20 protein-coding genes are annotated in these 20219 nt (G+C 70.7%); 8 read left to right on the top strand and 12 right to left on the bottom strand.

Annotation, left to right across the window (positions count from 1 at the left end):
- Positions 1-37: 37 nt before the first annotated feature.
- From ABZ990_RS15475 to ABZ990_RS15485, 3 genes are all read right to left on the bottom strand, one after another.
- Positions 38-700, bottom strand: a complete 663-nt coding sequence (locus ABZ990_RS15475) for a class I SAM-dependent methyltransferase (protein ID WP_361230995.1) — start codon at positions 698-700, stop codon at positions 38-40.
- Positions 701-794: 94 nt separating this feature from the next.
- Positions 795-2312 (bottom strand): HAMP domain-containing sensor histidine kinase, encoded by a 1518-nt coding sequence (locus ABZ990_RS15480; protein ID WP_361230997.1) that lies wholly within the window; start codon positions 2310-2312, stop codon positions 795-797.
- Positions 2293-2973, bottom strand: a complete 681-nt coding sequence (locus ABZ990_RS15485) for a response regulator transcription factor (RefSeq protein ID WP_361230999.1) — start codon at positions 2971-2973, stop codon at positions 2293-2295. The genes ABZ990_RS15480 and ABZ990_RS15485 overlap by 20 nt, the downstream gene beginning before the upstream one ends.
- Positions 2974-3174: 201 nt before the next feature.
- On the opposite strand from ABZ990_RS15485, the gene ABZ990_RS15490 reads away from it, so the two are divergent.
- A complete protein-coding gene (locus tag ABZ990_RS15490; RefSeq protein ID WP_361231001.1) occupies positions 3175-4479 on the top strand; it encodes a DUF2079 domain-containing protein in 1305 nt (434 codons plus the stop codon).
- A 104-nt stretch (positions 4480-4583) separates the two neighbouring features.
- On the opposite strand, the gene ABZ990_RS15495 is transcribed toward ABZ990_RS15490, so the two are convergent.
- Together ABZ990_RS15495 and sodN are read right to left on the bottom strand one after the other, a co-directional pair.
- Positions 4584-5039, bottom strand: a complete 456-nt coding sequence (locus ABZ990_RS15495; protein ID WP_361231002.1) for an RICIN domain-containing protein — start codon at positions 5037-5039, stop codon at positions 4584-4586.
- Between the two features lie 1135 nt (positions 5040-6174).
- Positions 6175-6570, bottom strand: a complete 396-nt coding sequence (gene sodN, locus ABZ990_RS15500; RefSeq protein ID WP_361231004.1) for a superoxide dismutase, Ni — start codon at positions 6568-6570, stop codon at positions 6175-6177.
- A gap of 142 nt (positions 6571-6712) precedes the next feature.
- Between sodN and sodX the strand changes: the two genes are divergently transcribed.
- On the top strand, positions 6713-7147 hold the full coding sequence (gene sodX / locus ABZ990_RS15505; protein WP_361231006.1) for a nickel-type superoxide dismutase maturation protease: 435 nt from the start codon (positions 6713-6715) through the stop codon (positions 7145-7147).
- On the opposite strand, the gene ABZ990_RS15510 is transcribed toward sodX, so the two are convergent.
- Complete coding sequence (locus tag ABZ990_RS15510; RefSeq protein WP_361231008.1) at positions 7051-7680, bottom strand: CGNR zinc finger domain-containing protein; 630 nt, start codon at positions 7678-7680, stop codon at positions 7051-7053. The genes sodX and ABZ990_RS15510 overlap by 97 nt on opposite strands.
- A 95-nt stretch (positions 7681-7775) precedes the next feature.
- Between ABZ990_RS15510 and ABZ990_RS15515 the strand changes: the two genes are divergently transcribed.
- Positions 7776-8537 carry a class I SAM-dependent methyltransferase gene (locus tag ABZ990_RS15515; RefSeq protein WP_361231010.1) on the top strand — a complete coding sequence of 254 codons (762 nt, stop codon included), beginning with the start codon at positions 7776-7778 and terminating at the stop codon, positions 8535-8537.
- Positions 8538-8681: 144 nt separating this feature from the next.
- Here the strand turns inward: ABZ990_RS15515 and ABZ990_RS15520 are convergent, their stop codons facing one another.
- Genes ABZ990_RS15520 through ABZ990_RS15530 form a run of 3 tightly spaced genes read right to left on the bottom strand, consistent with a single transcriptional unit; the run spans position 8682 to position 11459 of the window.
- Positions 8682-9449, bottom strand: a complete 768-nt coding sequence (locus tag ABZ990_RS15520) for an amino acid ABC transporter ATP-binding protein (RefSeq protein ID WP_361231012.1) — start codon at positions 9447-9449, stop codon at positions 8682-8684.
- The gene (locus ABZ990_RS15525; RefSeq protein WP_361231014.1) at positions 9446-10459 is read right to left on the bottom strand and encodes an amino acid ABC transporter permease; all 1014 of its coding nucleotides are present in this window, start codon (positions 10457-10459) and stop codon (positions 9446-9448) included. Before ABZ990_RS15525 ends, ABZ990_RS15520 begins: the two co-directional genes overlap by 4 nt.
- Positions 10460-10490: 31 nt before the next feature.
- Positions 10491-11459 carry an ABC transporter substrate-binding protein gene (locus ABZ990_RS15530; protein WP_361231016.1) on the bottom strand — a complete coding sequence of 323 codons (969 nt, stop codon included), beginning with the start codon at positions 11457-11459 and terminating at the stop codon, positions 10491-10493.
- A gap of 540 nt (positions 11460-11999) precedes the next feature.
- On the opposite strand from ABZ990_RS15530, the gene ABZ990_RS15535 reads away from it, so the two are divergent.
- From ABZ990_RS15535 to ABZ990_RS15545, 3 genes are all read left to right on the top strand, one after another.
- Complete coding sequence (locus ABZ990_RS15535) at positions 12000-13208, top strand: NADP-dependent malic enzyme (RefSeq protein ID WP_361231018.1); 1209 nt, start codon at positions 12000-12002, stop codon at positions 13206-13208.
- A 228-nt stretch (positions 13209-13436) separates the two neighbouring features.
- Positions 13437-14402 (top strand): zinc-binding dehydrogenase, encoded by a 966-nt coding sequence (locus ABZ990_RS15540; protein WP_361231020.1) that lies wholly within the window; start codon positions 13437-13439, stop codon positions 14400-14402.
- A gap of 19 nt (positions 14403-14421) precedes the next feature.
- The gene (locus ABZ990_RS15545; protein WP_361231022.1) at positions 14422-15915 is read left to right on the top strand and encodes a cellulase family glycosylhydrolase; all 1494 of its coding nucleotides are present in this window, start codon (positions 14422-14424) and stop codon (positions 15913-15915) included.
- Positions 15916-16285: 370 nt separating this feature from the next.
- Here the strand turns inward: ABZ990_RS15545 and ABZ990_RS15550 are convergent, their stop codons facing one another.
- Entirely contained in the window at positions 16286-17182 is an 897-nt protein-coding gene (locus ABZ990_RS15550) for a PadR family transcriptional regulator (RefSeq protein ID WP_361231023.1), read from the bottom strand.
- 1 nt (position 17183) lies between these two features.
- Complete coding sequence (locus ABZ990_RS15555) at positions 17184-18059, bottom strand: DUF4097 family beta strand repeat-containing protein (protein ID WP_361231025.1); 876 nt, start codon at positions 18057-18059, stop codon at positions 17184-17186.
- A gap of 255 nt (positions 18060-18314) precedes the next feature.
- Here ABZ990_RS15555 and ABZ990_RS15560 point away from each other — a divergent pair, with 255 nt between their 5' ends.
- Complete coding sequence (locus tag ABZ990_RS15560; RefSeq protein WP_361231027.1) at positions 18315-19142, top strand: hypothetical protein; 828 nt, start codon at positions 18315-18317, stop codon at positions 19140-19142.
- Positions 19143-19529: 387 nt separating this feature from the next.
- On the opposite strand, the gene ABZ990_RS15565 is transcribed toward ABZ990_RS15560, so the two are convergent.
- On the bottom strand, positions 19530-19715 hold the full coding sequence (locus ABZ990_RS15565) for a DUF6104 family protein (protein ID WP_053640526.1): 186 nt from the start codon (positions 19713-19715) through the stop codon (positions 19530-19532).
- Between the two features lie 104 nt (positions 19716-19819).
- Between ABZ990_RS15565 and ABZ990_RS15570 the strand changes: the two genes are divergently transcribed.
- Positions 19820-20219, top strand: a 400-nt coding sequence (locus ABZ990_RS15570) for a CU044_2847 family protein (protein ID WP_361231029.1), incomplete at its 3' end; no start/stop codon positions are given.

Here is a 20219-nt window from a genome sequence, read left to right on the forward strand (position 1 = left end):
GCGTGAGGGCGGGGTGCGCGGGCCGGGGCTCCGTCGCTCAGCGGCGTCGGGCGAAAACCATGCCGCCGAGCGGGCTTTCGGCGGACGTCAGCGTGGTCCGTGCCTCGACGGCGAAGCCCGCCTCGTCGAGCAAGGCGGCCAGCCGGGCGGGGCGGCGGAGGTGGACGTACACCTTCATGGGATGGCCGCCGTAGCCCTGGGTCTTCAGCCGCGACCCGTCGCCGACATGGAAGGCGAGCAGCAGTGGGGCACCGGGGCGCAGGACGTGCCGGAAGCCGGCGAGGACCGCCGGGACTTCGGCGTCGGGCACGTGGATGAGCGAGTACCAGGCGATCAGCCCCGCCACGGAGGCGCCGGCCAGGCCGAGTCCGGTCATGGAGCCGGTCTCGAAGCGGGTGCCGGGATGCTCGCGCCGGGCCGTCTCGACCATGGCGGGCGACAGATCGATGCCGTACGCGTCCACCCCGAGCCCGCGTAGATGCGCCGTGATCCGCCCCGACCCGCACCCCACGTCCACCACCGTGCCTCCGCCGCTCTCCCGCACGGACGCGGCGAACAGTGCGAGCGCCGCCCGTTCGTGGGGCGTCTCGTCGAGCAGGTCGCGCACCGTGTCGGCGTAGCTCGCGGCGACGGTGTCGTAGGACGCGCGGGTGTCGTCCAGCCAGTCCGGGGTGTCCAGGGTGCGCAAGGTGTTGTCCACGCGCGCAGGGTACGGGCCGGGCCCGGGCCAGGGGAGTTGACGGCGGCCGGCGCGTGCCCGCGGGGTGAGGCCGTCGAGTACATGGCGGTGACCCTCAGGTGCCGCCCCCGGGGGACTTCACGCTGCTCAGCGGGATCCGTACCGCGAGGGAGGCTCCCCGCTCGCTGTGCGCGACGACCAGTGTTCCGCCGTGCCGAGTCGCGATCTCGCGGGCGATGGGCAGACCGAGGCCGGCTCCGCCGTCCGAGCGTGAACGGGCCTCGTCGAGTCGGGTGAAGCGGGCGAACACCCGCTCCCTGTCGGCGAGGGGGATGCCGGGGCCGTCGTCGGCGACTTCGGTGACGACCGTTCCCTCCTCTATGCGGGCGCGGACGGTGACGCGGTGGCGGGCGTGCCGGCAGGCGTTGCCGAGCAGGTTGCGCAGGAGGCGTTCCAGCTGCACGGCGTTTCCGCGGACGATGACGTCGGCGGGGAAGTCGCAGGCCAGGTCCAGCCCTTGTGCGGTGGGCAGGTGCTGGTGCTCGCGGACCAGATCCTCCGCGAGAGAGGAGAGGTCGACCTCCTGGGCCGCCGGTGTGGTGCGCGGGGCGCCGTCCATCTGCGCGAGGAGGAGGAGATCGTCGGCCAGGGCCTGCAGCCGGACGACATCGGCCACGGACTCGCGGACGACGGCCGGCCAGTCGACGCCCGCCTGGTGCCGCAGCGCGGACTCGAGTTGCGCGCGCAGGCCGGCCAGCGGGCTGCGGAGCTCATGGGCGGCATCCGCGACGAACTGCTGCTGTCGGGTGGACGCCTCTTCCAGCCGGTCGAGGGTGTCGTTCGTGGTGCGCGCCAGACGTGCGATGGCGTCTCCGGTGTCTGGGACGGGGACACGCTGGTTCAGGGAGTGGCTGGTGATGTGGGCGAGCCGCTGCCTGATCGCTTCGACGGGCCGCAGAGCGCGGTGGGCGGTGACATGGGTGAGAAGGCCGGTGAGTGTGCCGACGGCCGGGGCGCCCATGGACAGCGCGACCCAGTAGACCGTGTCGATGTTGCCCCACGCGTACTGCACCTGACGCAGCAGACAGACGGCGAGGATCAACAGCGCGGCGCTCGTCGTCGCGGCCGTCAGGACGAGACGGCTTCTGAACGGGATGCGCTGCGCTCCGCCGCCCAGCGTGGTCCAGGCGGCCACCCCGGTGAGAAGCCCGGTGGTCGGTGCGACGAAGAGGAGTCCCCAGGTGAGAGCGGCGTCCGCCGTGGCGTAGGGGAGGGTCGCGTTGTAGTGCTCGACCCACTGCGCCTGGGTGAAGAAGAGAACGCAGGCCGTACCGCCGGCGGCTGCCGACGTGCGCGTGCGCACCGGTACGGCATGCCCCTGGGTGGCCAGCCAGCACGACAGCGCCACGCAGGCCGTTCCGAGGAGGAGACCGGCTTGCCGCAGGAAGTCGATCTGCGGGCCGACGCGATCGGTGGTGAAACGCTCGGGCCCCAGGGGCGCGAGCGGTCCGGCGAGGTGATCGGCGTACTGGAGCCACGCGGCTGCCAGGGCGACCACGAGGGCTGATGCGAGCGCGGTGGCCCAGGCGGGGCGCGGCGGGCGCAGGGTGAGGTTAGTCGCTGCCGGCTGCACGGATGCGGTAGCCCCCTCCGCGGACCGTTTCGATGGATTCGGTACCGAAGGGCACATCGATTTTTCTCCGGACGGCGCTGATATAGACCTGCACGATGTTCGGATCCCCGGTGAAATCCGCAGACCACACTTCTTCCAGGAGATCGTGCTTCGTCACCACTTCTCCACATCGACGCAGAAGACTCTCCAGAACGCCGAATTCCTTCGGAGTCAAGGAGATGGCCGTCTGATTTCGTCCGCATGCCCGGCGAGCCGGATCGAGCCAGAGGTCACCCGATTCCAGCATCGTCCGAGTCCGTGAACCTCCGCGGCGGAGCAGGGCCCGAAGTCTCGCTTCAAGGACCACATACGAGAAGGGCTTGGCCAGATAGTCGTCGGCTCCGGTGTCGAGCCCCTCGGCCTCGTCGTACTCTCCGGTCTTCGCCGTCAGCATGAGTACGGGGACGTCGTTCTTCTCCGCACGCAGCCGCGAGCACACCTGATAGCCGTTGAGCCCGGGGAGCATGATGTCCAGCAGTATCGCGCTGTACGGGAATTCCCGCGCCATGTGCAACCCGGTGACGCCGTCGCGCGCCACGTCCACCGCGTAGCCGACCGCCGACAGACCCCGTTGCAGAGAGGCCGCCAGCCGCTCCTCGTCCTCGATCACCAGAACTCGCACGGCCTCAGTATGTCGCGCTCCGCGGAACCGAAGCTGAGGAAATCCTCAGCTTCCTTCAGCCCATCCTCAGCGGGCGAACCGCACCATCCGTGGATGCTGTCGACGACCACACGCGTTCCGACCGGTCCGCCACGCGAGCTCATCGGGGCTCAGCGGCGACGCTCCGGGGGGTGGTATCCGCCGGCTGTCCTGGCTTCGGCGGTGTTCCTCGTCTACACGGTCTACGCCCTTCGCGAGCATGCCCGGTTCGGTACGACCGGCTATGACCTGGGGATCTTCGACCAGGCGGTGCGCTCCTACGCGGAGGGGAGGTGGCCGGCCTCGGAGCTCCGGACGGCCACCGCGCCCCCCGGCTTCACGGGCGAGGCGTATCCGCTGCTCAGCGATCACTTCCACCCGATCCTCGCCCTTCTCGCTCCGCTCTACCTCGTGGCGCCCCATGTGGAGACCCTGCTGATCGCGCAAGCGGCGCTGATGGGGGTCTCCACCTTCGTGATCACGCGGGCCGCCCAGCGCCATCTGCGGGCCCGGTGGGCCGCTCCGGCGATCGGTCTGGCCTACGGCTTCTCCTGGGGGCTTCAGCAGCTGATCGGGTTCGACTTCCACGAAGTCGCCTTCGCCGTACCGCTCCTGGCGCTGGCCGGCAGCGCCTACCTCGAGGGGCGGTGGGTGGCCGCCGCCTGGTGGGCGGCCGCCCTCCTGCTGGTCAAGGAGGACCTGGGGGCGACGGCGGCCGTCCTCGCCCTGCTCCTCCTCCGCCATCACCGCCGGGCCGGTCTTCTGCTCGGCGCCACGGCCCTGGCCGGTACGGCCTTGACCGTCCTCGTGGTGATTCCGGCCCTGGCTCCGGACGGGCAGTACGGCTACCTGGCCCAGCCGCAGCCGTACGGGATGCTGGACGGATGGCCGCTGAAGGCCCTCACCATCGGGGCGCTCGTGGTCATCACCGCGGGCGTGGCCCTGCGAAGCCCGTTCGCCCTGCTCCTGCTGCCGACGCTGGCGTGGCGCCTCTTCTCGCCGAATCCGGCGTACTGGGGGATGGGGCTGCACTATTCCGCCGTCCTCATGCCCATCGCGTTCATCGCGCTCATCGACGTCCTGCGCAGAGGGGTGCGCCTGCCCGTCCTCGTCCCCCTGGTGATCGCGGCGATGCTGTTCCCCGCCCAGCCGCTCCGGTTCCTGGTGACGCCGGGGTTCTGGCAGGACGGCCCCCGCGAGACGGCGGCCCGGAGCGCGATCGATCTGATTCCTGCCGGCGCGCGGGTGGCCGCGAGCAACAGCCTCGCGCCCCACCTCAGCGACCGGGCGATCGTCGACCTCGTCGCCGACGGTGTGCTCACCCGGCGCAAGGACATCACCTGGATCGTGGCCGACACGACCGACCCGTTTCCCACCGGAGGGGTCATTGCCGTCATCCGGCAGGCGGAGGAGAATGGCTGGCGCAGCGTCTACGCCGAGGGCGGCGTGGTGGTTCTGCGGAGTCCCGCCGGCTCGGAGCCTTCCTGAGCGGGCGATGTCCGCGGGTGGCCCGAGTCGATGCCATGTACGGGCCGGGGCCCGCCCTCTGCGACAGGGCGGGCCCCGGTCTCACTCACCGGTGAAGGCGAGGGTCAGCTCCACTTCTGGTAGCTGCCGTTGTTCGCGGCGTGCGTGTAGACCTGCTTGCGGGCGTTGCTGTCGAGCCTGAAGCTGGTGGCCACGTTCTTCAGCCGGTAGGCGCTGCCGACCTTCGAGATCGCCCACTTCTGGTAGCTGCCACTGTTGCAGGCATGCGTGTAGACCTGCCTGCTGGCGTTGCTGTCCAGGCAGAAGCCGGTGGCCTTGTTCTTCAGCCGGTAACCGCCGCTGACCTTCGAGACCGTCCACTTCTGGTAGCTGCCGCTGTTGCAGGCGTGCGTGTAGACCTGCTTACGGGCGTTGCTGTCCAGGCAGAATCCCGTGGCGACGTTCTTGAACTGCTCGGTACCCGGAACGGCGGCCTGTGCCGGAGCGGTCACGGTGAGAACTCCGGCGCCGGCCACGACCGCGGTCACTAAGGCCGAGGAGAGGGTCTTTCGCGTGAACATGAATTTCCTTTCGGTGGTGGCTGATTGCCGATTCGAACGTAACCGAGGGGGATCAATCGAGACAACGACGATCATGGTTATCGCCGCTTCGGCCGGTATTTATGCGCCAAGAGTTCGCGCGTCGAGGCGTGGGAGCGATGTTTGTGATACGGGCGTGACACGCAGCGAAAGTGGAATGCGGAATCAAACACTCTGAGCAGCGGAATCGGAGGTTTCCCTACCGCGCGTAGGAATCTGCGCGCCGAGAGCGGCGCTTTTATTTTTGCTTGTCCGCATCTGGGGTATTTTTCCGGAGTGCGGAATTCCTCCCCCGGGATAGGCGCGATCTCAATGCCCGCGCATCGAAAACGGGCCTGCCCCCGTGCGCACGACCGTTGGCGCTTTTGTGTACGGCGTGTGCGGCATGTGTGGCCGCCGTGATCGCCGTGGTGGGGCTGGGGGTGTGTGACCGGGTGCGTGCTGGGCGCGGGTGCGCCGGGGGCACGGATCGGTACGTCGATTTCCGCGCCGTCCGCGTGGCGGAACGTTCGCGACGTCCTCGTGTGCGTTCTCGTGCGCGTCAGGGTGGCGGCCGTGGGTGGCGGGGTTGGTGAAGCGGCGGGGTCATCGCTGTCGGCCGCGCCTCCGGCCTGTGCCGCGGTATCCGCCTCCCGGTCATGCCGGACGAGGCGGTCGCCCCGCTTGCGGTCGAGCAGGTCGAACAGGCCGAGCAGGCCGAGGCGATGGCGCGTGTGATGCTGGCGTACATCCGCACGGCTGTGGTCGTCCTCGGCGAGCGAGGACCGAGCGGAACGGGGCCCGCAAGGCGCTCCGCGCGGCCGAGGGCGGGGCCGCCGAGCGTGAGAGTCGTCAGCCCGTCGAGCCGCCGCACCGGGGTGCCCGTGATCCGCACCACTTCGACGCCTCCGCCCTCATCGCCGGCGGCGCGGGCGGCGCGGGCGTCAGGCGGGTGCGGCCGGTCCTCGGGTGCGCGTCCGCCGCCATCGCGCCGCGGATCCACGCACCCTCGGGGCCGGGAAAAAGAGACCGCACCCGGCCGTCAGGGACGCCCCGAGGCGGGGCGGTCTGCGGACCGGGTGCGGGCAGGTAGACCAGGCGATTGGGGAAATCGCAGGTCAAGAGGCATGACCTAGGGTCAGGCCTTCTTCGTCTCCCAGAAGATGCGGTCGATCTCGGCGATGAGCTCAAGCGCCTTCTGGCCCGTCTTCGGGTCGTTCGACGCCTTGGCGGCCGAGAGGGCCTTCAGGGTGTCGTTGACCAGCGCGTGCAGCTGGGGGTACTTCTCGAAGTGCGGGGCCTTGAAGTAGTCGCTCCAGAGCACCGAGACGTGGTGCTTGGCGAGCTCCGCGCGCTGCTCCTTGATGACGGTGGCGCGGGCCTGGAAGTGCGGGTCCTCGTTCGCGGACATCTTCTCCTGAACGGCCTTGACCGACTCGGCCTCGATGCGGGCCTGGGCAGGGTCGTACACACCGCAGGGGAGGTCGCAGTGGGCGCTGACCTTCACCTTGGGGGCAAACAGGCGGGAGAGCATGCGGCTGTCCTTCCTCGTGATCGTCTTTTCAGGTGGGACATTACTCGGTGAGAAGCATGTTTTCTTGAGCGCCCCCTGGGGCTTAGGACAAAAGTCCAGGGCCAGGATGGGACCCGTGGACGAGTGGAGCAGGAGGCGGCGAATGGTGGAATCGGGGCAGGCGGCGGGTCGGGAGACCGGGGCCCCGTTCGGGATCGCCGAGGTGACAGGCGTGTCGATGGTGCCCACGCTGCTCCACGGCGACCAGCTGTTCGTGCACTACGGGGCGCGATTGAGGCCGGGTCAGGTGGCCGTGCTGCGGCATCCGCTCCAGCAGGATCTGCTCATCGTGAAGCGGCTGGTGGAGCGCCGGGACGCCGGGTGGTGGGTGCTCGGGGACAACCCGGACGCGGAGGGGGACAGCCGGGTCTTCGGGGTCGTCCCCGAGCCGCTGGTGCTGGGACGGGTGCGGGTGCGCTACCGGCCCGTCACCCGGGGCCGTCAGCGCTCGGCCGGTGTGCTGCTGTCCTGGCTGCTCACCTCGGTGCGGCCGGTGCGTTCGGCCTCCGCCGCCTCCTGGCGCTTGCGGGCCCGGTAGGCGGCCACGTTGGCGCGGGTGGCGCAGCGGTCGGAGCAGTAGCGGCGGGAGCGGTTGGTCGAGGTGTCGAGATAGGCGTTGCGGCAGGGGGCGGCCTGGCACAGGCCGAGCCGATCGGCGCCGAACTCCGTCAGGTGGATGGCCAGACCCATCGCGGCGATGGCGGCGAAGCCGGAGGTCGCGTTCGACGGGTGGTCGGCGAGGTGCATGTGCCAGCGCGGCCGGCCCTCCTCGTCGAGGTAGTCGTGGCCGGAGATCTGCGGACTGACCGGGAACTCCAGGAGGAGGGAGTTCAGCAGGTCCACCGCCTGGGTGTGGTCGCCCTCGTCCGCCGCCGTGAAGACCGCGCGCAGCCGGGCCCGGACCGAGCGGAAGCGGGTCACGTCGGCGTCCGTCGCCCGCCGGGCCATCTGCGAGGCCTCGCCGAAGAGGTCGCGGACCGCCTCGACGGAGGTGAGGGAGTCCGTGCCGCGGGCCGGCTCCTCGGTGTTCACCAGACGCACGGCGTAGTCCGAGTAATAGGCCAGTTCCACTTGTAGTCCTTACTCCAGCGGGCTAGGGTCAGGGCGGGGAAGGGTAAGCGACGCTTTCCCTTCGAGGGTATTACGAAGAGGGTGGAGGCAGAACCATGACCGACACGGCCCGTACTACCGACTGGTCCGCTTGGCAGCACAGCTGGGACCGGCAGCAGGAGTGGTACATGCCGGACCGTGAGGAACGGTTCCGCGTCATGCTCGACATGGTCGAGGCGACCGTGGGGCCGGAGCCCCGCGTGCTCGACCTCGCCTGCGGTACGGGAAGTATCACGGACCGGCTGCTCCAGAGGTTCCCGAACGCCACCAGCACCGGTGTCGATCTCGACCCGGCCCTGCTCACCATCGCCGAGGGACACTTCGCCGGCGACGACCGCGTCACCTTCGTCACCGCCGACCTCAAGGACCCCGCGTGGACGCGGGCCCTGCCGCACGAGTCGTACGACGCCGTCCTCACCGCCACCGCCCTGCACTGGCTGTACAGCGAGCCGCTGGCCGCGCTCTACGGGCAGCTCGCCGGGATCGTCCGCGAGGGCGGTGTCTTCATGAACGCCGACCACATGATCGACGAGACCACCCCGCGCATCAACGCCGCCGAGCGTGCCCGGCGGCACGCCCGGATGGACGCGGCGAAGGCCGAGGGCGTCCTCGACTGGGCCGACTGGTGGGCGCTCGCCGCCAAGGACCCGCTGCTCGCCGAGCCCACCGCCCGCCGCTTCGAGATCTACGGGGAGCACGCCGACGGCGACGCTCCCTCGGCCGGCTGGCACGCCGACACCCTGCGCGCCGCCGGATTCGGCGAGGCCCGCCCGGTCTGGTGCTCGCCCTCCGACACCATGGTGCTCGCGCTGCGCTGACCGGCCCGCGCGGCCGGGCCCCGGGCCACCGGCCGGGGAAACGCGAGGGGGCGGTACGGACATCCCGTACCGCCCCCTCCCGCGTATGCGTCCGCGCCACAGCGCCACAGCCCTACAACGCCACAGACCTGCAGCGCCACAGCCCTAAAGGACCTTGGACAGGAACGCCTTCGTCCGGTCGTGCTGCGGATTGCCCAGGACCTCCCGCGGGTGGCCCGACTCGACCACCACGCCGCCGTCCATGAACACCAGCGAGTCGCCCACCTCCCGGGCGAAGCCCATCTCGTGCGTGACGACGATCATCGTCATGCCCGACTCGGCCAGATCGCGCATGACGTCGAGGACGTCACCCACCAGCTCCGGGTCGAGCGCCGAGGTCGGCTCGTCGAAGAGCATCAGCTTCGGCTCCATCGCGAGCGCGCGGGCGATCGCGACACGCTGCTGCTGGCCGCCGGAGAGCTGTGAGGGGTAATTGCCCATCTTGTCGCCCAGCCCGACCCGGTCGAGCAGCCGCTCGGCCCGCTCGCGCGCCACGGCCTTGCTCTCGCCCTTCACCTGGACCGGCGCCTCCATGACATTGGCCAGGGCCGTCATGTGCGGGAACAGGTTGAAGCGCTGGAAGACCATGCCGATGTCGCGGCGCTGGAGCGCGACCTCGCTGTCCCGCAGCTCGTAGAGCTTCCCGCCTTTCTCGCGGTAGCCCACCAGATGGCCGTCCACCGACAGCCGGCCGCCGTCGATGCGCTCCAGGTGGTTGATACAGCGCAGGAAGGTCGACTTGCCGGAGCCGGACGGGCCGACCAGACAGAAGACCTCGCCGTTGCGGACCTCCAGGTCGATGCCCCGGAGGATGTGCGCGGCGCCGTACGACTTGTGGACGCCTTCGGCCTTGACCATGGGCTCGCCGGTCATGCCGACACCTCCGAACGCTTGACCGTGGTCAGATTCGCCTTGATCCGCTGCCACGGGGTGGGCGGCAGGTTGCGGGTGGACCCGCGGGCGAAACGCCGCTCCAGGTAGTACTGACCGACACTGAACACGCTGGTCAGCGTGAGGTACCAGATCGACGCCACGAAGAGCATCTCCATCACGGCACCGGCCGTGGTGCCGATGTTCGAGGAGGCCCTCAGCAATTCCGTGTACTGCACGGCCGAGACCAGGGACGAGGTCTTCAGCATGTTGATGAACTCGTTGCCGGTCGGCGGCACGATGACCCGCATGGCCTGCGGCAGGACGACCCGCCACATGGTCTTCGGCTGCGACATGCCGAGCGCGTGCGCGGCCTCCGTCTGACCCTCGTCGACCGACTGGATGCCGGCGCGGACGATCTCCGCCATGTACGCGCCCTCGTTGAGGCCGAGGCCCAGCAGCGCGACCATGAACGGCGTCATGACGTCGACGGTCTCGTTCTTGTAGATCGGCCCGAGGTTGATGTACTGGAAGATCAGCGACAGGTTGAACCAGACCAGCAGCTGCACGTACACCGGCGTGCCGCGGAAGAACCAGATGTAGAGCCAGGCGACCGCGCCCGTGACCGGGTTCTTCGACAGGCGCATCACGGCGAAGAGGATGCCGAGCACCAGGCCGAGCGCCATCGACGCGACGCTGATGACGACCGTGCTCCACAGGCCGCTCAGGATCGAGGTGTCGAACACCTTGTCCTGGACCGTGGTCCAGATGATGTTGCCCTGGGAGAAGGCGTAGATCAGCCAGGCGAGGAGCGCGACCACCACGACGGCGCTGACCCAGCGGCCGTAGTGCCGTACGGGAATGGCCTTGATGGCCTCGTACGGGGTACCGGCCGGGAGGGCGACGGCGGTGGCGACGCCCCCGGCGGCGTCCGAGGGGGTGTCCGGGAGGGTCTTCGAGAGGCTGGGACCGGACGGATCGCCGTCCGGGACCTTGCGGATCTTGTCAGTCATGACGACTGCCCTTCAGGTGGTGCGGGGAAGGTCACTTGCCTGCGTTGACGGTCGCCGACGTGACGGCGCTGCCCTCGACTTCCCACTTCTTCAGGGCCGCGGCGTAGCTGCCGTCCTTGATGATGGCGTCGAGCGCGTCCTTGATCGCATCACGCAGCTGGGTCCGCTCCTTCGACACGCCGATGCCGAAGAGACCGACGTCGCTCTGGCTGCCGACGACCTCGAAGTCGTTGCCGGAGTTGGACGTCTTCGCGATGTACGCGGCGACCGGGTAGTCGTTGAGGTCGGCGACCGCGCCACCGGCCTTGACACGGGTCTGCGCCTCGGCGTCGGTGTCGAACTTCTGGATCGTCAGCTTCTTCGCGCCGCACTTCTTCGCCTGGGCGACGAAGGTGTCCTCGTAGATCGTGCCGCGCTGCACGGCCACGGTCTTGCCGCACACGTCGTCGAGCGTCTTCAGACCCTCCGGGTTGCCCTTCTTCACCAGCAGGGAGACGCCGGAGCTGAAGTAGTCGACGAAGTCGATGCCCTTGCCGATCTTCTTGCCGTCGTCGTCCAGACCCTCCTGACGCTTCTTGTTGTCCGTCATCGAGGACATGATCACGTCCTGGCGGCCGCTGTAGATCGAGGTGATCAGGCCGTCGAAGGTGCCCTGCGTGAACGCGAAGCGGACACCGAGCTGCTTGCTCAGGGCCTCGGCGATGTCGGGGTCCACACCCACGATCTTGGAGCCCTCGGTGAACTCCATCGGGGCGTACGAGGCGTCCGCGCCGACCTTGATGACGCCCGACTTCTGGATGTCCGCCGGAAGCTTCGAGAAGAGAGGAGCCTTGGCGGCGTCGGCGGAGGCCGCACCGCCCTTGGGCTGCTTCGCACCGTCGGTCTGGTCACCACAGGCGGTCAGCAGCATGGAGCCGGCGACCGCGACGGCGGCTACCGCGGCAAGACGGGAGGTGCGGGTCTTGGCGGCGGCCGTGCTGCGCGTGGAGCGTGCGGTCATGGTCGGGTTCCTCCGGCGTGTTCGGGGGGAGTTGCCATGGGTCGCGTACGGATCTTCGAGCGCCGCGACCTCGTGTGATTACGGCATCCTGCCATTTGGACTGCCCGAATCCGACGGCCACGGATGTCAAAATCGGATAACGGGTGGTTGCGGAACCCCGATCCCCAGTTCCCCCTAGGCGAAACCTTCTTCGGGGTGTTGCGGTGCGCGCCGTAAATTCTCCTGCCCATCTCGCTATTCGGACGAGAAGAAGGCCGTTATTCGGGGCGGGAAAGCATCTTTCCGGACATCGAGTGACGTGTCGATCTCCGTACCCCTGTGGTGGTGCTCGGTATGAGTCACGTCACCGAGGCACTATGAACTCGTGCAGGGGCCGGTTCGTCCGGTAAGAAGGATCCTTACACCCCTCATCCGGGGCTCAGGGCGCGTTGTGCGGCGCGCCCGCGCGGCTGCCCCACACGGCGGCCGCGGGACCCGCCCACCGCTCCGCAACAAGGGAGCGGCCACCCTCAAATGAAGAAGACTTAAGGGGTCAACCCAATGGCAGCGGAGATCGTCAATCATCGCAGCGAGAGTGGTACGGAAGGGGCTTCCGAGCCCTTCGATCCGGCCTTCGCGCTGCACCGCGGCGGCAAGATGGCCATCGCGGCCACGGTGCCTCTGCGGGACAAGGACGACCTGTCCCTCGCGTACACGCCCGGCGTCGCCAAGGTGTGCACGGCGATCGCGGAGCAGCCCGAACTGGTCTACGACTACACCTGGAAGTCCCAGGTCGTGGCGGTCGTGACCGACGGTACGGCGGTGCTCGGACTCGGCGACATCGGCCCGGAGGCGTCGCTCCCGGTCATGGAGGGGAAGGCGATCCTCTTCAAGCAGTTCGGCGGCGTGGACGCGGTGCCGATCGCGCTCGCCACCACCGACACCGACGAGATCGTCGAGACCGTCGTCCGGCTCGCCCCCTCCTTCGGCGGCGTGAACCTCGAGGACATCTCGGCCCCCCGGTGCTTCGAGATCGAGCGCAAGCTCCAGGAGCGCCTCGACATCCCCGTCTTCCACGACGACCAGCACGGCACCGCGATCGTCTCCCTCGCCGCCCTGCGCAACGCGGCGAAGCTGACCGGCCGCACGCTGGGCGACCTGCGCGCGGTGATCTCGGGCGCGGGCGCGGCCGGTGTGGCCATCGCGAAGTTCCTGCTGTCGGCCGGGATCGGCGACGTCGCCGTGGCCGACCGCCGGGGCGTCGTCAGCCGCGACCGCGACGACCTCACCGAGGTCAAGCGCGAGATCGCCGAACTCACCAACAAGGCGGGCCTGTCCGGCTCCCTGGAGAAGGCGCTGGCGGGCGCCGACGTCTTCATCGGCGTCTCCGGCGGTACGGTCCCGGAGGAGGCGGTCGCCTCCATGGCGCCGAACTCCTTCGTGTTCGCCATGGCCAACCCCAACCCCGAGGTGCACCCGGACGTCGCGCACAAGTACGCGGCGGTCGTGGCCACCGGCCGTTCGGACTACCCGAACCAGATCAACAACGTCCTCGCCTTCCCCGGCATCTTCGCCGGTGCGCTCCAGGTCCGGGCCTCCCGGATCACCGAGGGCATGAAGATCGCCGCGGCCGACGCGATCGCGGGCGTGGTCGGTGACGACCTGGCCGCCGACTGCGTGATCCCGTCGCCGTTCGACGAGCGGGTCGCCCCGGCCGTCGCGGCCGCGGTCGCCGCTGCCGCGCGCGCCGAGGGCGTCGCCCGCCGCTGACCCGGCGTCATCTCCGAAGGCCCCGCACGGTTCCACCGGACCGCGCGGGGTCTTCGCGTATACGGGATCGGCGCGCGGGGGCGTCGGGTACGGGGTCGTCGGGTACGGGGTCGTCGGGTACGGGGGACCGGCGCGCGCGGGGCCGGTGGAGCGACGCGGGGGCGTGGGACGCGCGTCACACGGGTGCGTGGTTCCGGGATCTCCCCGCCGCCGCCTAGGGTCGGGCCCATGTTCGCTGCCTACGCTGCCCGAATCGACCGCGACCAGCCCCTGAACGGCCTCGAACTGGGCGAACGCCCCGAGCCCGAGAAGCGGCCCGGCTGGACCACCGTCACCGTCAAGGCCGCCTCGCTCAACCACCACGACCTGTGGTCGCTGCGCGGCGTCGGACTGCCCGAGGACAAGCTGCCGATGATCCTCGGCTGCGACGCCGCCGGCATCGACGAGCACGGCGACGAGGTCGTCCTGCACTCCGTCATCGGACAGACCGGCCACGGAGTCGGGCCCGACGAGAAGCGCTCCATCCTGACCGAGCACTACCAGGGCACCTTCGCCGAACGGGTCACCGTCCCGGCCTGGAACGTGCTGCCCAAGCCGAAGGAGCTGTCCTTCGAGGAGGCCGCCTGCCTGCCGACCGCCTGGCTCACCGCCTACCGGATGCTCTTCACCAACGCCGGGGTACGGCCCGGCGACGCGGTCCTCGTCCAGGGCGCCGGCGGCGGTGTCGCCACCGCCGCGATCGTCCTCGGCAAGGCGGCCGGCCTGCGGGTGTTCGCCACCAGCCGCGACGAGGCCAAGCGCAAGCGGGCCGTCGACCTCGGCGCCATCGAGGCGTTCGAGCCCGGCGCGCGTCTGCCGCAGCGGGTGGACGCGGTCATCGAGACGGTCGGCGCCGCCACCTGGTCGCACTCCATCAAGTCGCTGCGGCCCGGCGGCACGGTCGTCATCTCCGGCGCCACCAGCGGCGATCGGCCCTCGCACGCCGAGCTGACCCGCATCTTCTTCCAGGAGCTGAAGGTCGTCGGCTCGACGATGGGCTCCAAGGACGAACTGGCCGACCTGCTGGCCTTCTGCGCCACCACCGGCGTACGGCCGGTCCTCGACCAGGTGCTGCCGCTCGACCGGGCCCGCGAGGGCTTCGAGCGGATGGAGACCGGTGACCTCTTCGGAAAGATCGTGCTGACGACGTCTTGATGACACGTCGCACGTACTGATGGGATCTCCGGCACCCGCACCTCGCCCACACCGCCGTGCCGGAGGTCTCTTCGTGCTGCGAACCACCTTGACGGCAGCCTTCGTTGCCGCATCCCTGATCGCGCCCGCCACCGCCCACGCCAGGACCACCACGAGCACGGTCGGCAGACCCGGTACGGAACGGCCCCGGGCCGGGCAGCCCGGCCCCGGGGGCTCGGGCGTACCCGCCCTCACCGACGACCAGGGCCGGACCCTGACCCTGCGCGGCTGGAACGTCGAGGACAAGTTCCACCGGGGTGCCGAGGCCCTCTCCGCCATCACCGAGAAGCACTTCCGCGACATGCGCGCCAAGGGCTTCGACTTCGCCCGGCTCCTGGTCTTCTGGGACGACCTGGAGCCCCGGCCCGGCCAGTACAGCAAGGACTACCTCCGCAAGATCGAACGCGTTCTGGACTGGGCCCACACCTACGGCGTCAAGGTCCTCATCGACGCCCACCAGGACGTCTTCGGGCCCGCCTTCGGCCACCGCGGCATCCCGGAGTGGGCCACCCGGACCGACGGCCTGCCCTTCACCCCACACCCCGACGACTGGTTCGCCGAGTACTTCGAACCCGCCGTGCAGCGCGCCTTCACCCATCTCTACGAGGACCCGGACCTGCGGCGCGCCCAGGCCCGGATGTGGCGGACGCTCGCCGACCGCTTCGGCGGCCATCCCGCCGTCCTCGGCTACGACCTGATCAACGAGCCCATGGGCGAGCCGCGGGAGGGCGAGGACCTGCCCACCGCCGCCCGCCGCATCGAACGCGACCAGCTCACCCCGATGTACGACCGCCTCGCGGACGCGGTCCGCCAAGCCGACCGGGACGGCTGGGTGTTCGTGGAGCCGACCCCGATCGTCGGCGAGGGTGTGCCGACGGGACTCGGCCGGATACACGACCCGAAGACGGTGTACGCCCCGCACTTTTACAACTCCGCGATGGAGGCCGGTGCCGACTACGACCCGGCGGCCGGCTGGATCGAGACCTACGAGCAGGCGGTCACCCGCTACCCGAAGGAGTACAAGGTCCCCGTGGTGGTCGGGGAGTGGGGCCCACTCGAAAACTCCCTTCCGAACATGAACCGCTTCTACCGCGAGGCGATGGCCTCACTCGGCCGCTACAGCTCCGGCTGGGCGGGCTATGTGTGGTGCTACGGCGGTGGCTACTGCGCGGTGGACGACTCCGGCGCCTTCCGTACGAACAAGGAGCTGACCGCCGAGCCGTACGCCGAGGCCGTCGCCGGTACGGTCCGCTCCGCCTCGTACGACTCCGCGGCCCGCGTCTACCGGCTGGAGTACGACGCCGCCCGGCGCGGCTCCCGGGTCACCGAACTCTCCCTGCCCCCGGGCGAGTGGCGCGTCGCGGCCCAGGGGCGGGCCGTCGTGTCCCGCACCACCAAGGGCGGGAACCGGGCCCTGGTGGTCGCCGCCCCCGGCGCCCGGGTGACGGTGACGGTGTCGGAGAAGGGGCGCTGAAGCGGCGGTGTCAGCGAAGGCGCGGTGAAGCAGTGGTGCCTGCGAAGACGCGGTGACGGCGACACCTGCCGAGGCCGATGTCTCCGGCGGGTGGGTACGGAGGCCCGTGGCGAGGCCGGGGGCGAGGGTCCTCCCGCGAGGCCCGGGAGGGAGCCTGTGGCGAGGCCCGGGAGGGGAGTTCGGACGGCCCGCGCAGGTGCCGAAGGCTCCCCCTCGGTCCCGGTCCGGCCTCCCTGCACGCCCCTGCGGTGCGGCCTTCGGGCGCGGGCTGCCGGCGGTGATGGCTTGTCCCGGCTCCGGCCCTCGCCCGCACTGCGCCCGGCCCGCCGCCCGTAGGCCGGTGCAGCCACCGCCCCCGCCCCGGGGCGGGTCAGCTCTTTCTGTGCTCCGGGGTCAGCAGGTTCAGGATGCTGTCCGCCGCCGCCCCCAGGTGACGGCGGGCCTCGGCGGCCTGTTCGCGGCTCACCCCGTGGTCCCGGGCCGCGTCGCGGATGTCGTCGCGGAAGCGGTCGAGGAGGCGGTCCAGCTCGCGGGCCGGTTCGGCCGACTGGTCCAGGTCCCTGGCCCAGTCGGAGACGGCCTCCTCGGGGGTGGCCGGACGGCTTCCGGCCGGGCCGTGGGCCGCACCCGTGATCAGGTCGCCGAGCTGGGCCGTGATGCCCGAGATGCCTTCCCAGACCCCCTTGGGCCACTCCCCGTGGCTCATCTGGACCTGTTCCTGCACCTGGTCCTGGACCTGCTTGGCGATCCGCTGGAACTCCTTCGCCTGCTTCTTGGCCGACTGGGCCTCGGCGCGCGCCTGCCGGGCCTGCTCCTTCCATTCCTGCTTGGCCTTGCGCAGCTCGTCCTTGGCGTCGGAGAGCGACGAGCCCCCGGCGGTCCGGGACGCGCTCGCCGCCGCCCGCATCTCGTGGCGCAGCTTGCCGGCGGCGCCCCGTACGTCGTCGCGGATCTCCGCGGCCAGCTCGGAGACGGACTCGCGGATCTCCACTTCGAGATCGGCCAGCTCGCCGGCCCGGGCGGCCAGTTCGGCCCGTCCGGCGTCGGTGATCGAGTAGACCTTGCGGCCACCCTCGGTGGCATGGGTGACCAGACCCTCGGCCTCCAGCTTCGCGAGCCGCGGGTAGACCGTGCCTGCCGAGGGGGCGTACAGGCCCTGGAAGCGCTCCTCCAGGAGACGGATCACCTCGTATCCGTGCCGGGGGGCCTCGTCGAGCAGCTTGAGGAGGTAGAGGCGAAGACGGCCGTGGGCGAAGACGGGAGGCATGTCAGAGGACCTTTCCGGACGCGGGGGAGGGGGCGGACCAGTCGTCGCCCTCCGGCTCGGGCTCGGGGCGGCGCAGCAGCGCTATCGAGCCGGTGACCGTGGTCGCCTTGAGGGTGCCCCGGCCGGAGCCGAGGGTGCCGGTGATGCTCTTGGCGCCCCACTGGCCGCCGACCCGCAGATCCTCGAACGCGTTGGAGAGGGCGCCGCTGGTGGTGCTCGCCTCGACCTGGGCGTCCGCCGGGTGCGGCAGCCGGATGGCGACCTCGCCGGAGACGCTGGCCAGCCGGATGTCGGCGGGCGGCCCGTCCTGGCCCGAGGCCGGGTCGAGATCGACGACCAGGTCCCCGCTGACCGTCTCGGCCCGCACGGTGGGGCCCGCGCCCTCGACGACGGTCACATCGCCGGTCACCGAGGTGATCGAGAGGTCCCCGGTGACGGACTGCGCCTCCAGGGCGCCGGAGACGGTCTCGGCACGGACCGGGCCGGCCAGGCCCACGAGCGTGGTGTCGCCGGTGACGCCGCGGACCTCCGTGGCCCCGGTGATGCCGGAGATCACGGTCTCGGCGTCGACGGCCCCCACCTCGACGTCGGCGCCCGCCGGGACGGCGAGGGAGACGACGGCCCGTCGGCGGTGGCCCTTGGGACCGAGCCACTTGTGGAGGTTCTTCCAGTGCAGGTCCTCGTAGGTCACGGTGAGGACGGAATCCTGCTCGGTGACGACGAGCGGCGGGCCCGAGATCTCGGAGACGTCCAGGCGGGCGGAACTCTCGTCGGTTCCCACCACGTTCACCGCCCCGCTGACGACTCTGACCCGGACCCGGGTCACGGGGCCGGTCGACGTGATCTTCCTGGGTTCGGCGACGGACCACTCTGGCATGGTGCTGACCTTCCGTGTGCGGGCCGGTGCCGCCGGCCGGTGATTCCGGCGGCGACCGAGACGCAACATATCGCGTCTCTGATGAACACGATATATCGCGGCCAGGTCAAGTCAACCCTGATTCACCCCCGAGGGGGAGCCAGGGTCGACTCAGGGATGCGGAGGGGATGCGGAGACGGTGTCCGGGGTGACGGGATGGCATGCGACCCGGTGCATGTTCCGTCTTACCGGGACAAATTGACCTAGCGTAGGGGCATGAACGCGACACCGGGATCCCACCCCGCCGGGGCGCTGCTGCTCTGCCGGGCCCAGCCGCCGGCGGTCCGCTCGTCGGCCGCGCTGCTCACGGAACGGCTGCTGCTCGCCCCCGCCGGACCCGAGTGGAGCGTTCTCGTCCCGGAAGGCAGGCCGTGGCGCGAGGGCGGCGAACCCGTCGAGCGGGTCGTCACCGGCTGGTCCACCGCCCTCGCCGTCGCCCTGCCCGGCCGGCCCGTCCTCGCGCTGTGGTGGGACCCCGACCGGGCCGGCTTCACCCTCGCCGCGGGCTTCCGCCGCACCGTCGGCTACGTCTGGCTCGCCGACGGCACCCCGGCCGGCGAGGACGAGGCCATGTACACGTTCGCCGGCCGCCTCGGGCTCGACCCGGTGCTCGACGTCCAGGCCCTGGAGACCCTCACTCGGCCCGACCCGGACGCGGACGCCGACGCCCGGCTCGTCGGTCTCACCGCGGTCCTCGCCCGCACCGGACTCGCCCTGCCCGCCGGCATCGCCCCCGGCACGAGCGCCGAACGACTCGCCGCCGCGGCGCTCGCCCACGGCGGCGAACCCGTCGTGGGAACCGGCTGGCGCGAGGCCGTCCGCGCGGAACTCGGGGCGGTGGACGTCGGCCCGTACGGCCCGTACTTCCGCGGCCCCCGGGCCCGTCTGCTCGGCGCGGCCCAGCTCGCGGCCGGGGTGCCGCTGCTCGCCTGGGGCATCACCCGCCGCAGCGGCGGCTGGGCGGCCGCCGGCGCGCTCCTCGTCGCCCACGGGGCACTCGGGATCGTCTACGACCGGCTCCGGAAGGCCCCGCAGGGTCCGTAGGCCGTGCCGTTTCTTCGGGCCGCCTTTCCGGGCGTCGCCGGGGGCCACTTCCGTCATGCGGTGGCGGCCGACAAGCGGTCCCCGGCGGCTCTTCGGGTACGGGAGACGCTGCCCCGCCCCGGGCCGCGTCGGCGTACCGGATCATCCGTGTGCGTCCCGTGGGAGGACGGCCCTCCGTCGTCCGTGCGATCGCCGATCGCCGCCCGGCATCCGGAGGAAGAGGTACGGGAGGACCGAAGCGCCGCCGCACGGCTCGGCCTCCGGCCGGCCGACGGCACGGCGAAGAGGTGAAGAGACGGACCGGGCGAAGGCCCTGCCTCGTCCGGGACCGGCCGGTCCCGGGTGTTCCTGGGGCCGGGGCGGGGGCCGGCCCGCCCCTACCCGTTCCTACTCGTCGTCGTCATCCTCGTCGTCGAGGCGCGCCAGCCAGGTCGCGAGGCGCTCGACCGGCACCTCGAAGTCGGGGTTGAGGTCGACGAAGGTACGCAGCTGCTCGGCGAGCCACTCGAAGGTGACCTCCTCCTCGCCGCGCCGCTTCTCCAGTTCCTCGATGCCACGGTCGGTGAAGTACATGCGATCAGAATATGCCGTGGCACGGACACGGCCCGCGTCCCCTGTTCCTCTCCGGCACCACGGTCTAGCCTCGTTCATCATCCTTCCGGGGAGCGGGGGCCGCTGTGGCACAAGGGATCGCTCGTATTCGGCTGGACGACGGCACGTCCGTCTGGGCCCGGGTCAGCGGGACGGAGGAACTGGACCGGGGCTCCGGTTTCCAGGACACCGGCTTCGGCGACCGGGTCGTGTCGATGGCCGGGGGCCTCACCGACGTGGTGCGCGGGGTGGTCGGCTCGCTGCGCGCCGGGCTCACCCCCGAGGGGCCCGTCGAGGTCGCCGTCAGCTTCGGCATCGAACTCTCCGCGCAGGCCGGCAAGGTGATCGGGGTCCTCGCCGACGGCGGTGGCACGGCCTCCGTCAACGTGTCCGACGGTCTTGCCCGTGCCGGGGCCGCCGTCCACCACCAGCGCACCGCGCGAACCGGCCCGGATGATCGCGTCCTGATCGGCCTGGATGGTGGCG

The sequence above is a fragment of the Streptomyces sp. NPDC046203 genome (assembly GCF_040646255.1).
GTDB lineage: Bacteria > Actinomycetota > Actinomycetes > Streptomycetales > Streptomycetaceae > Streptomyces.

Coding starts and splice junctions, on each gene's coding strand:
- ABZ990_RS15495 (WP_361231002.1), bottom strand. CDS start 5,039: ATGTTCACGCGAAAGACCCTCTCCTCGGCCTTAGTGACCGCGGTCGTG.
- sodN (WP_361231004.1), bottom strand. CDS start 6,570: ATGCTCTCCCGCCTGTTTGCCCCCAAGGTGAAGGTCAGCGCCCACTGC.
- sodX (WP_361231006.1), top strand. CDS start 6,713: ATGGTGGAATCGGGGCAGGCGGCGGGTCGGGAGACCGGGGCCCCGTTC.
- ABZ990_RS15515 (WP_361231010.1), top strand. CDS start 7,776: ATGACCGACACGGCCCGTACTACCGACTGGTCCGCTTGGCAGCACAGC.
- ABZ990_RS15520 (WP_361231012.1), bottom strand. CDS start 9,449: ATGACCGGCGAGCCCATGGTCAAGGCCGAAGGCGTCCACAAGTCGTAC.
- ABZ990_RS15525 (WP_361231014.1), bottom strand. CDS start 10,459: ATGACTGACAAGATCCGCAAGGTCCCGGACGGCGATCCGTCCGGTCCC.
- ABZ990_RS15530 (WP_361231016.1), bottom strand. CDS start 11,459: ATGACCGCACGCTCCACGCGCAGCACGGCCGCCGCCAAGACCCGCACC.
- ABZ990_RS15535 (WP_361231018.1), top strand. CDS start 12,000: ATGGCAGCGGAGATCGTCAATCATCGCAGCGAGAGTGGTACGGAAGGG.
- ABZ990_RS15540 (WP_361231020.1), top strand. CDS start 13,437: ATGTTCGCTGCCTACGCTGCCCGAATCGACCGCGACCAGCCCCTGAAC.
- ABZ990_RS15545 (WP_361231022.1), top strand. CDS start 14,422: ATGGGATCTCCGGCACCCGCACCTCGCCCACACCGCCGTGCCGGAGGT.
- ABZ990_RS15550 (WP_361231023.1), bottom strand. CDS start 17,182: ATGCCTCCCGTCTTCGCCCACGGCCGTCTTCGCCTCTACCTCCTCAAG.
- ABZ990_RS15555 (WP_361231025.1), bottom strand. CDS start 18,059: ATGCCAGAGTGGTCCGTCGCCGAACCCAGGAAGATCACGTCGACCGGC.
- ABZ990_RS15560 (WP_361231027.1), top strand. CDS start 18,315: ATGAACGCGACACCGGGATCCCACCCCGCCGGGGCGCTGCTGCTCTGC.
- ABZ990_RS15565 (WP_053640526.1), bottom strand. CDS start 19,715: ATGTACTTCACCGACCGTGGCATCGAGGAACTGGAGAAGCGGCGCGGC.